The sequence below is a fragment of the Cryptosporangium japonicum genome (assembly GCF_039524755.1).
In the GTDB taxonomy this organism is placed as follows: Bacteria; Actinomycetota; Actinomycetes; order Mycobacteriales; family Cryptosporangiaceae; genus Cryptosporangium; species Cryptosporangium japonicum.
This window is the reverse complement of sequence record NZ_BAAAGX010000003.1, coordinates 235706-247994: the sequence shown is the minus strand read 5'-3', so window position 1 is coordinate 247994 and position 12289 is coordinate 235706. Positions and strand designations below refer to the sequence as shown.

Below are 12289 nucleotides of genomic sequence, written 5' to 3'. Positions count from 1 at the left end.
GGCACCGCAACGACCCAATCCGATGTCCTGAGTACTCGCGAGGACGGCGATCGATGGCGAACGAGCAGAAGCTTCTCGACTACCTGAAACTGGTCACGGCGGACCTCCAGCAGACGCGTCGGCGGCTGGCCGACACCGAGGCTGCGGCCGGCGAGCCGATCGCCATCGTGTCCATGGCCTGCCGTTACCCGGGTGGGGTGCGCAGCCCGGAGGAACTGTGGGAGCTGGTCGAGGAGGGCCGGGACGCGATCGCCGGACCGCCGGTCGACCGTGGCTGGGACGTTCCCGACGGCACCGCGAACGGCGGCTTCCTCTACGACGCCGCCGACTTCGACCCCGCGCCGTTCGGCATCACCGAGGCCGAAGCCGAGGCGATGGACCCGCAGCAGAGGCTCCTGCTGGAGACGTCCTGGGAAGCCTTCGAGCGGGCCGGGATCGACCCCACGTCGCTGCGCGGCAGCGCGACCGGAGTGTTCAGCGGCCTGATGTACCACGATTACGCGGCGCGGCTGCGCTGGGTGCCGGACCGGGTCGCCGGTTACCTCAGCACCGGGAGCACCGGGAGCATCGCGTCCGGCCGGATCGCCTACACGTTCGGTCTCGAAGGGCCGGCCGTGACCATCGATACGGCGTGTTCCTCGTCGTTGGTCGCGATCCACCTGGCCGCGCAGTCGCTGCGCAAGGGGGAGTCGACGCTCGCGCTCGCCGGTGGTGTCGCGGTCATGGCGACGCCCGGTGCGTTCGTCAGCTTCGCCGATCAGGGCGGCCTCTCCGGCGACGGGCGCTGCCGGTCGTTCGCCGGCGCCGCGAACGGCGTCGGCTGGGCGGAGGGCGCCGGTCTGCTGCTGCTCGAACGGCTGTCCGACGCCCGGCGCCACGGCCACCCCGTGCTGGCGGTCGTCCGCGGCTCGGCGGTGAACTCCGACGGCGCCTCCTCCGGCCTCACCGCCCCGAACGGCCCGTCCCAGCAGCGGGTGATCCGGCAGGCACTGGCCGACGCCCGGCTCACCGCCGCCGACGTCGACGTGGTCGAAGGACACGGCACCGGAACGACGCTGGGCGACCCGATCGAGGCGCAGGCGCTGCTGGCCACCTACGGGCAGGACCGGACGCGGCCGCTCTGGCTCGGCTCGATCAAGTCGAACATCGGTCACACCCAGGCCGCCGCCGGTGCGGCCGGTGTGATGAAGATGGTGCACGCGCTCCGGCACGAACTGCTGCCCCGGAGCCTGCACGTCGACGAGCCGTCGCCCCGGGTGGACTGGTCGGCGGGTGCGGTACGGCTGCTGACCGAGGCGCAGGCGTGGCCGGTGGGCGACGCCCCACGCCGCGCCGGGGTGTCCTCGTTCGGGATCAGCGGCACGAACGCCCACGTCGTCATCGAGGAAGCGCCTCCCGCACTGACATCGTCGGCGCCGTCGGGAACGGCCTCCGCGGTCCCACCCCTGACGCTCAGCGCGGCCACCGGCGAAGCGTTGGCCGGGCAGGCCGCACGGCTCGCGGAGCATCTGCGGGCCCACCCCGGTGTGGCACCGGCGGAGGTCGCCCACGCATACGCCACGTCCCGCGCGGCCCTGCGGTACCGAGCCGCTCTGCCCGCCGCGGACCGTGACGTGACGCTCGACCGGCTCACCGCGCTGGCCGCCGGAACCGTGCCGCCGGGCGCGGTTACCGGCGAAGCCGGCACGTTCCGTCTCGCGCTGGTGTTCCCGGGCCAGGGTGCGCAGCGCGTCGGCATGGGCCGCGATCTGTACCGGGCGCACCCGGTGTTCGCCGCGGCGCTCGACACGATCTGCTCCCGGCTTGACCCGCTGCTGGGCTGCTCGCTGCGAACGGTGATGTTCACCGGTCCGGCCGAGACGCTGGACCGGACCGAACACGCCCAGCCGGCCCTGTTCGCGTTCGAGGTCGCGCTGGTGCGGCTACTGGAGTCGTTCGGCGTCCACGCCGACGCGGTACTCGGCCACTCGATCGGTGAGCTGGCGGCCGCGCACGTCGCGGGGGTGCTCCCGCTGGACGACGCCTGCCGACTGGTGGCGACCAGGGGCCGGTTGATGCAGCAGCTGCCGCCGGGTGGAGCGATGGCGGCCGTGGAGGCCACCGCGGAGGAGGTCGCGGAACTGCTGGGCCACGGGGGCGTGGAGGTGGCCGCGGTCAACGGTCCCCGCGCGGTCGTGGTCTCCGGTGACGCCGACCGGGTCGAGGCCCTGGTCGCTGCGGTACGTCAGCGTGGACGCCGCACCCGCGACCTACCGGTCAGCCACGCGTTCCACTCGACCCGGATGGATCCCGTCCTCGCCGGGTACCGCGACGCGCTGGCCGGTACCGAGTTCGGTGCGCCGACCATCACGCTCGTCTCCACGGTGACCGGCGCGGTCGCGTCCGCCGACGAGCTCGCGGACCCGGACCACTGGGTGCGCAACGTCCGCGGCACAGTCCGATTCGCCGACGCCGTGGCGGCCCTGCGGGAGGTTCGGCCCACGGTCGTTCTGGAGATCGGGCCGGACGCGGTGCTCACCCCGATGGTCGACGAGTGCCTCGACGCGGCGTCCGGCGCGGAGGTTCCGATGGCCCTGGCCGCGCTCCGCAGCGGCCGGCGCGAGCCGGCCGAGCTCCTGGACGCGCTGGCCCGGCTGTTCGTCAGGGGCGCGCGGCTGGACTGGACCGACCTCGCGCGTCCCGTCCCGGCTCCGCCGGTCCCGCTGCCGACCTACGCGTTCCGGCGTCGCCGGCTCTGGCTGGACGGTGTGCCGCCGGACGAGCGAGCCGGAGCCGACGCGGACGACTGGCGGTACCGCGTCGACTGGCGCCGGTGGACTCCGGAGCCTCGTCCGCTGACCGGGACCTGGCTCGTCGTCGCTCCGGACGGCACTGATCCCGGCGCCCTGGTGTCGGCCCTGGATGCGCAGGGCGCCCAGGTAATCACGTACGCCGTCGCCGACCACCCGGCGGCGACGGGCGCACTGCGCGACGCGTTCGCCGAGCACGGCGAGCTTGCCGGCGTGGTCTCGCTGCTCCCCCTGGTACCGGGGCGGATGCCCGGCGCCGGATGGGTGCCGATCGGCGTGGCGTCCACGCTGGCGCTCCTCCGGGCCCTCGGTGACGCCGGTGTCGACGCCCCGCTGTGGTCGGTGACCAGGGACGCCGTCCGGGTCGGACCGGGCGACGGCCCGAGGGCGCCGGACCCCGATCAGGCTCAGGTCTGGGGACTCGGCCGGGTCGCCGGACTGGAACACCCCCAGCGGTGGGGCGGTTTGATCGACCTGGCCGGGTCGCCGGACGGCCGCTGGGCCCGGACGGTCGCCGCCGTGATCGCCGACGGGCGCGGCGAGGACCAGGTCGCGATCCGGGCCGACGGAGTGCACGTCCGTCGGCTGGTCCGCGACCCCTCACCGTCGTCCGGTCAGCCGTGGCGGCCGACCGGCACCGTGCTGATCACCGGGGGAACCGGGGGAATCGGTGCGCACGTCGCCCGATTCCTCGCCGCCTCCGGCGCGACCGACCTGCTGCTCACCAGCCGCCGAGGCGCGCACGCGCCGGGCGCGGCCGAGCTCGTCGCCGAGCTGACCGCGCTCGGAGCCCGGGCCACCGTGGTCGCCTGCGACGTCACCGATCGGCCGAGCGTGGCCGCGCTGCTCGCGTCCGTTCCCGACGACCGTCCGCTCTCGGCGGTGCTGCACGCCGCCGGCGCACCGCAGTTCACCCCGCTCTCCGAGCTGGATCCGGCCGCGCTCGCCGACGTCGGCGCGGCCAAGGTCGTCGGCGCCGAGCACCTCGACGCCTTGGTCGGAGACCTGGACGCCTTCGTCCTGTTCTCCTCCGCGGCCGCGACCTGGGGCAGCGCCGGCGCCGGTGGGTACGCGGCCGCCAACGCGCACCTCGACGCGCTCGCCGAGGCGCGCCGCGCGCGAGGGCTGCGTGCCACCTCGATCGCCTGGGGAGGCTGGGGCGGCGGAGGCATGGTCGACGCGACCGGCCGCGCGGAGTTCGCCCGCCAAGGACTCCCGGTGCTCGACCCGGACCGGGCGGTGCGGGCGCTGCGCCGGGCGATCGAGGCCGACGACACCTGCGTGACGATCGCGGATGTCGACTGGTCGCGGTTCGCGGCGGCGTTCACGTCGGCGCGCCGCCGACCGCTGATCGAGGACGTCCCGGAGGTCGCCGCGGACGCGACCGAGACGGCCGCGGACGAGTCGACGCTGGCACGCAGCCTGCGGACCGGATCGCGTGCGGAGGCCCGCGACCGAGTGCTCGCACTCGTCGTCACGGAGGCGACCGCGGTGCTCGACGGGGCGACGACGGACCCGGTGACCCCCGATCGGACGTTCAAGGAGCTCGGATTCGACTCGATGGCCGCCGTCGAGCTCCGCAACCGGATCGGTGGCGCGCTCGGGACCCGGCTGCCCGCGACGCTCGTCTTCGACCACCCCACGCCTCGTCGGCTGGCCGACCGGCTGGTGGCCGACCTCCTCGGCGACGACGACACGACGAACCCGGCTGCGCACGCCGCAGTCGGGTCGGACGAACCGATCGCCATCGTCGGGATGGCGTGCCGCTACCCGGGCGGGGTCGACTCGCCGGAAGACCTGTGGCGGCTGGTCGCCGACGGAACCGACGCGATCGGCGGATTTCCCCCGGACCGCGGGTGGGACCTTGCCGGGCTGTTCCACCCCGATCCCGACAATCCGGCCACCTCGTACGCGCGGGACGGGGGATTCCTCGCCGGCGCGGGCGACTTCGACCCCTTGTTCTTCGGCATCTCGCCGCGGGAGGCGTTGGCCACCGACCCCCAGCAGCGACTGCTGCTGGAGGTCTCCTGGGAAGCGTTCGAACGCGCCGGGATCGACCCGCGCTCGTTGTCCGGTACTCCGGCCGGGGTCTTCGTCGGTGGCACCGCGGCCGAGTTCGCCGGCCAGCTGGCGTCCTCGGGCGTCGGCGAAGGGCACGCGCTCACCGGTACGTCGGCGAGCGTCATGTCCGGGCGCATCGCGTACACGTACGGGCTCGAGGGCCCGGCCGTCACGGTGGACACCGCCTGCTCGTCATCGCTGGTCGCGATCCACCTCGCGATGCAGTCGCTGCGAAGCGGCGAGTGTTCGGTGGCGCTGGCGGGTGGCGTGACCGTGATGGTCACCCCGGCGGCGTTCGTGGAGTTCTCCCGGCAGCGGGGCCTGTCCGCGGACGGTCGCTGCCGGTCGTACGCGGCGGCCGCGGACGGGACCGGGTGGGGCGAAGGCGCCGGGCTGCTCGTGCTGGAGCGGCTGTCGGACGCGCGGCGCCACGGCCGACGTGTCCTCGCCGTGATCCGCGGTTCGGCGGTCAACTCCGATGGCGCCTCGAACGGGCTGACCGCCCCGAATGGGCCGTCCCAGCAGCGGGTGATCCGGCAGGCGCTGGCCAACGCCCGGCTCGGCGGCGGGGACGTCGACGTCGTGGAGGGCCACGGCACCGCCACCACGCTCGGCGATCCGATCGAAGCGCAGGCGCTCCTGGCCACCTACGGGCGGGAGCGGCCGGCCGACCGTCCACTGTGGTTGGGCTCGATCAAGTCGAACATCGGCCACACCCAGTCCGCCGCGGGGGTCGCCGGCGTGATCAAGATGGTCGAGGCGCTGCGGCGTGGAACCATGCCCGCGACGCTGCACGTCGACGAACCGACGCCACAGGTGGATTGGTCGTCGGGGGCGGTACGCCTGCTCACCGAGGCGCGCGAGTGGCCTGCCCTCGACCGTCGGCGCCGGGCCGCGGTGTCCTCGTTCGGGGCCAGCGGCACCAACGCGCACCTCATCCTGGAGCAGGCCGGTGCCGAGCCCGCCCCGGAGGCCACGCCCCGGGCGTCGCTGCCGGTGCTGCTCTCCGCCCGTGGTGCGGAGGCGCTGCGCCGCCACGCGCGTGCACTGCGCGGGCATCTGCTCGCGCGCCCGGACTTCTCGGTGGCCGACGTCGCCTTCACCCTGGCGACGACCCGTCCGGCGCTGGAGCACCGGGCTGCGATCGTGGCGGCCGATGCGGACGCGCTCCTCGGAGGACTGGCCGCGCTCGCCGACGACGAAGCAGCCGCGGACGTCGTCGTCGACGGGTCCACCGGTGGCGTGGCCACGGGCAAGGTCGCGTTCGTGTTCCCCGGTCAGGGTGCTCAGTGGGCCGGGATGGCCGCCGACCTCCTCGACCACGACCGGGCGTTCACCGAGCGGTTGCACGAGTGCGCCGCGGCTCTGGCCGAATACGTGGACTGGTCCGTGCTCGACGTACTCCGGCGGGCGCCGGGAGCGCCTTCCCTGGAGCGCGTCGACGTCGTGCAGCCCACGCTGTTCGCGGTCATGCTCGGGCTCGCGGAGATGTGGTGCGCGGCCGGTGTGCGTCCCGACGGTGTCATCGGACATTCGCAGGGTGAGATCGCGGCGGCGGTGTTCGCCGGTGCTCTCTCGCTCGATGACGGCGCCCGGGTGGTGGCCTTGCGCAGCCGCGCGCTGCGGGTGCTGTGCGGCGAGGGAGGCATGGTCTCGGTCCGCCGGACGGCGGGGGAGACCGAGGAACTGATCGCCGAGTGGGGGGACCGCGTCGCGGTGGCCGCCGCCAACGGACCGCACTCGACGATCGTCGCGGGGGAGCGGGCGGCGCTCGACGCTCTGCTGGAACGGTGTGCGAGGCAGGACATCCGGGCCCGCCGGGTGGACGTGGACTACGCGTCCCACTCCGCGCAGGTCGAACAGCTCCAGGACACTCTGGCCGAGCTGCTCGCCCCGGTGACCCCGCGAACCGGCGCCCTGCCCCTCTACTCGACCGTGACCGGCGATCGGCTGGACACCGGCTCGATGGACGCCGACTACTGGTACCGCGGTCTGCGTCACCAGGTGCGCTTCCAGTCGGCGGTCGACGCCGCGCACCGGGACGGCTATCGCGCTTACCTCGAGTGCAGTCCCCACCCGGTGCTCACCGTCGGCGTCCGCGAGACCTTGGACGAGACCGACGCCGCTGGATGGACCGGCGGCACGCTGCGACGCGACGCCGACGGGCCGGCCCGGTTCCTCCGGTCGCTGGCCGAGGCGCACGTCGGCGGCGTGCGTGTGGACTGGGCGGCCGTCGCCGGCGGCGGTGGACGGCTCGATCTCGATCTGCCGACCTACCCGTTCGAGCGCCAGCGTTACTGGCTGCCGGCCCGCCCTCCGGCCGGTGACGTGGGCGCGGCGGGGCTGGCCGCCGTCGGTCACCCGCTCCTCGCAGCCGAGATCGTGTTGCCGGACGGGCGGGGTGTGGTCTTCAGCGGCTTGCTCTCGACCGGTCACCGGCCCTGGCTGGCCGACCACCTGGTGCTCGGCCAGGTGCTGCTGCCCGGAACCGCGTTCGTCGAGCTGCTGACCCGCGTCGGCGACCAGGTCGGGTGCGGCCGGATCGAGGAGCTCACGCTGCAGACGCCGCTCGTCCTGCCGGAGCGCGGCGGCGTCCGGCTGCGGATCGTCGTCGGACCGCTCGACGCGGACGGGCGCCGGCCGGCCGAGGTGTACGCCCAGCCGGAGCACTCCGACGAGGACGCCTGGACCCGGCACGCCGTCGGTGTGCTCACCACCGGCGTCGACGCTCCGGCCGACGTGGAGTGGCCTCCCGCCGACGCCGAAGGCCTGCCGGTGGAGGGTTTCTACGCCGAGTCGGCAGCCGGCGGGTTCGGCTACGGGCCGGCGTTCCGCAACCTGCGCGCCGCCTGGCGGTCGGGCTCGACGGTGTTCGCGGAAGTGGAGCTGGCCGACCGGGAACGCGACGACGCCGGCGCCTACGGCCTGCACCCGGCGCTGCTGGATGCGGCGCTGCACGCGCTGCGCTGGACGCCCCTGGTCGAGCGGGGCGGGGGCCTGATGCCGTTCTCCTGGAGCGGTGTCACGTTGCACGCGGCCGGCGCGTCGGCGCTGCGGGTACGGCTGACCGTGGCCGGTTCCGGTGACGTGCGCCTCGACGCGACGGACCCGGCCGGAGCACCCGTGCTGACCGTGGAGTCGTTGGCGATGCGTCCGGCCACGGCTGCCGTCGCGGCCCCGGCGGCGGCCCGTGACGCGCTCTTCCGGGTCACCTGGACCCCGGTGCCGGAGGCGGCGCCGTCCGGAGTCGGATCGGTGGCTCTGCTCGGTGCGGACGAGGCGGTCGCCACCGCGCTGACCGACGCCGGGTACACGGTTCGTCGTCGACCGGATCTGGGTGCGGCGCTGGCCGACGACGACCGGCCGGACACCGTCCTGGTGCTCTGCGCGGCTGCTCACGGCGACACCGACGCGTCCCGTGTGCACGGGCGGGTCCGGAGCACTGTCGACGTCCTGCGGTCCTGGCTGGCCGACCCCCGCGGAGAGGACACCACGTTGGTGTTCCTGACCCGGTCGGCGATCGCGGCCGGCCCCGACGACGATGTCTCCGACCTGGAGCACGCCGCGCTCTGGGGGCTCCTGCGTTCGGCGCAGACCGAGAACCCGGGCCGGTTGCGCGTCGTCGATCTCGACGGCGCGGCCGACGGCCTCGCGGCCGCATTGGCCACCGACGAACCGCAGGCCGCCGTGCGGTCCGGCGTCGTGCTCGCGCCGCGGCTGGCCCGACTCGACCACGACGCCGATCTGACCCGACCGGCCGGCGACGCGTCCTGGCGGGTGGACGCCCTGGGTGAGGGCACCGTGGACGGCGTCGGCGTGGTGCCGGCGCCGGAGGCGGACGCGCCGCTGGCGGCCGGGCAGGTGCGGGTCGCGGTCCGGGCCGCCGGAGTGAACTTCCGCGACGTGGCCATCGCACTCGGCCTCGTCCCGGACCAGGAAGTGATCGGCAGCGAAGCCGCCGGCGTGGTCGTGGAGGTCGGTGCGGACGTCAGCCGCGTCGCTGTCGGCGACCGGGTGCTGGGGTTGTTCACCGGCTCGTTCGCGCCGCGTGCGGTCACCGAGGAAGGGCTGCTGGCGCCGTTGCCGCGCGGATGGACGTTCGTCCAGGGCGCCACGGTGCCGATCGCGTTCCTCACCGCGTACTACGGGCTGCACGACCTGGCCGGGCTGCGGGCCGGCGAGTCGGTACTGGTCCACGCGGCCGCCGGTGGCGTCGGCATGGCCGCCGTCCAGTTGGCCCGGCACTGGGGCGCGGACGTGTACGGCACCGCGAGCGAGGCCAAGTGGCCCGCGCTGCGCGACCAGGGCATCGCCACCGACCGGATCGCGTCGTCCCGGACGCTGGCGTTCGAGGACGCGTTCCGGCGGACGTCCGGCGGCCGTGGCGTCGACGTCGTTCTGGACAGCCTCGCCGGTGAGTTCGTCGACGCGTCGCTGCGGCTGCTTCCGCGCGGCGGCCGGTTCATCGAGATGGGCAAGACCGACAAGCGCGACGCCGACGAGGTGGCCGCGGCCCACCCCGGCGTCCGGTACCGGGTGTTCGACCTGAGCGAAGCCGGCCACGACCGGCTCGCCGAGATGCTGACCGAGGTCATGGAACTGTTCGCGGCCGGAACGCTGGAGCCGCTCCCGGTCGCCGCCTGGCCGCTGCAGCGAACCCGCGACGCACTCCGGCACCTGCGGCAGGCCCGGCACATCGGCAAGCTGGCCCTGACCGTGCCCGGCGCCCTCGACCCGGACGGCACGGTGCTGCTCACCGGCGGCACCGGAACCCTGGGTGGGATCTTCGCGCGGCACCTGGTGCGAACGCACGGCGTCCGCCACCTGATCCTCGCCGGTCGGCGCGGGGAAGCCGCCGACGGCGCCGCCGAGCTGGCCACCGAGCTGCGGGAGCTCGGCACACACGTCCGGGTGGCCGCGTGCGACGCGGCGGACCGGGACGCACTGGCCGAACTGCTGGGCGGTGTTCCGGCCGAGCACCCGCTCACGGCCGTCGTCCACGCCGCCGGCGTCCTGGACGACGCGACCCTCGCCACCCTCACCGGCGAGCAGGTCGACCGGGTCCTGCGTCCGAAGGTGGACGCGGCGCTCAACCTGCATGAGCTCACCGCCGATGCCGACCTGGCGGCGTTCGTGATGTTCTCGTCCACCGCCGGTGTCATGGGCGGGGCCGGGCAGGCCAACTACGCGGCGGCGAACGCGTTCCTGGACGCGCTCGCCCAGCACCGGCGGCGCAGCGGCCGGGCCGGGCTCTCGCTGGCGTGGGGCCTGTGGGCACCGCGCAGCGGCATGACCGCCCACGTCGATCGCAGCGGGGAGCGCCGGCTCACCCGCAGCGTGGTCACGCCGCTCACCGCCGCGGACGGGGCGGACTGCTTCGACGACGCTCTCGGCGCGAGCGACGCCCTGGTGGTGCCGGTGCGGCTGGACGTCGGGGCGCTACAGGAGCGACCGGCGGACGAGGTGCCGGTGATGCTGCGCGGGCTCGTCCGGCCGGCCCGCACTCGTCGCCGGGCGGAGTCCGGCCCGGCCGGTGGCCCGGCGGCGTGGCCGGACCGGCTCTCGGGTCAACCGGCCGCCGACCGCACGCGGGCGGTGTTCGATCTGGTCCGTGCGCACGTCGCCGCGGTGCTCGGGGACGAGGTGCTCGACGCGGTCGAACCGGATCGGCCGTTCAAGGAGCTGGGGTTCGACTCGCTGACCGCGGTCGAACTGCGGAATCGGCTCCGGGCGGCGACCGGTGTCCGGCTGCCCGCCACCCTGGTGTTCGACCACCCGACGCCGGGTGCGCTGGTCACCCTGCTGCTGACCGAGCTCGGTCTCGCGGACGGCACGCCGGCGCCGCAGGCCACCGCGCACTCCCGCTCGGACGAACCGATCGCGGTGGTCGGTATCGGTTGCCGTTTCGCCGGAGACGTCGCGTCGGCGGAGGACCTGTGGCGCCTGATCGCCGACGGTGTCGACGCGATCGGTCCGCTGCCGGTGGACCGGGGGTGGGGTACGGCGTTCGCGCCGGAAGCGAACGCGGCGCAGGGGGGCTTCCTGACCGACCCGGCCGGTTTCGACGCCGGCTTTTTCGGCATCTCGCCCCGCGAGGCGACCCTGATGGACCCACAGCAGCGGTTGCTGCTCGAGACGTCGTGGGAAGCGCTGGAGCGGGCCGGGATCGATCCCACCTCGATCCGGGGCAGCCGCACCGGGGTGTTCGTCGGCGGCAGCTCGCAGGACTACGTCGCGTTCGTCTCGTCGGTCGCTGACGACGACGCGATGGGCCACCTGTTGGCCGGTACCGCGGGCAGCATCCTGTCCGGGCGGACGGCCTACGTGCTCGGCGCCGAGGGCCCGTCGGTGACGGTGGACACGGCGTGTTCGTCGTCGCTGGTCGCGATGCACCTGGCGGCGCAGTCGCTGCGCAGCGGGGAGAGCAGCCTCGCGCTCGCCGGTGGCGTCTCGATCATGTTCACGCCGAGCCTGTTCGCGGAGTTCTCCCGCCAAGGCGGTCTGGCCCCGGACGGTCGCTGCCGGTCGTTCGCGGCGGCGGCCGACGGGACCGGCTGGGGTGAGGGCGTCGGTGTGCTGGTGTTGGAGCGGTTGTCCGATGCGCGGCGCAACGGTCGCCGGATTCTGGCGGTGGTGCGGGGTTCGGCGGTCAATTCTGATGGTGCGTCGAATGGTTTGACGGCGCCGAACGGTCCGTCGCAGCAGCGGGTGATCCGGGCGGCGTTGGAGTCGGCCGGTCTCCGGCCGTCGGACGTGGACGTGGTGGAGGCGCACGGGACGGGGACGGTTCTGGGTGATCCGATCGAGGCGCAGGCGTTGCTGGCGACCTATGGGCAGGACCGTGAGCGGCCGTTGTGGTTGGGGTCGGTGAAGTCGAATCTCGGTCATACGCAGGCTGCGGCGGGGGTCGCGGGTGTGATCAAGATGGTGATGGCGATGCGGTCGGGGGTGTTGCCGCGGACGTTGCATGTGGATGAGCCGTCGCCGCATGTGGATTGGGCGTCGGGTGAGGTGCGGTTGTTGACCTCGGCGCGGGAGTGGCCGGCTGGGGAGCGTCCGCGTCGGGCGGGGGTGTCGTCGTTCGGGATCAGTGGCACGAACGCGCACGTGATCCTGGAGGAGGCTCCCGAGCCGGACGGTCCCCGGACGGCGGACTCGGCGCCGGCGCCGCTGGTGCTCTCGGCTCGCTCCGCCGCGGCTCTGGCCGCGCAGGCCGGGCGTCTGCGCGCACACCTTCTCGCCCACCCAGACGAACCCCGGATCGACGTCGCCCGCACGCTGACCGCCGGTCGGGCGCGGTCCCGGCATCGTGCGGCGGTCTGGAGTGCGGAGCGCGCCGATGTACTCGACGGACTCGCCGCGCTCGCGTCCGGCGAACGCCACCTCGCGGCCGTCAGCGGCATCGCGGCGACCGGACCGGTCGCGCTGGTGTACCCCGG

At 74.4% G+C, this 12289-nt stretch carries 1 pseudogene; it reads left to right on the top strand.

Features of this window, described 5'->3' with window-relative positions:
* Positions 1-17 precede the first annotated feature (17 nt).
* Positions 18-12170 (top strand): annotated as a pseudogene (locus ABD437_RS02940) (SDR family NAD(P)-dependent oxidoreductase); the annotation flags it as partial.
* Between the last annotated feature and the right edge of the window lie 119 nt (positions 12171-12289).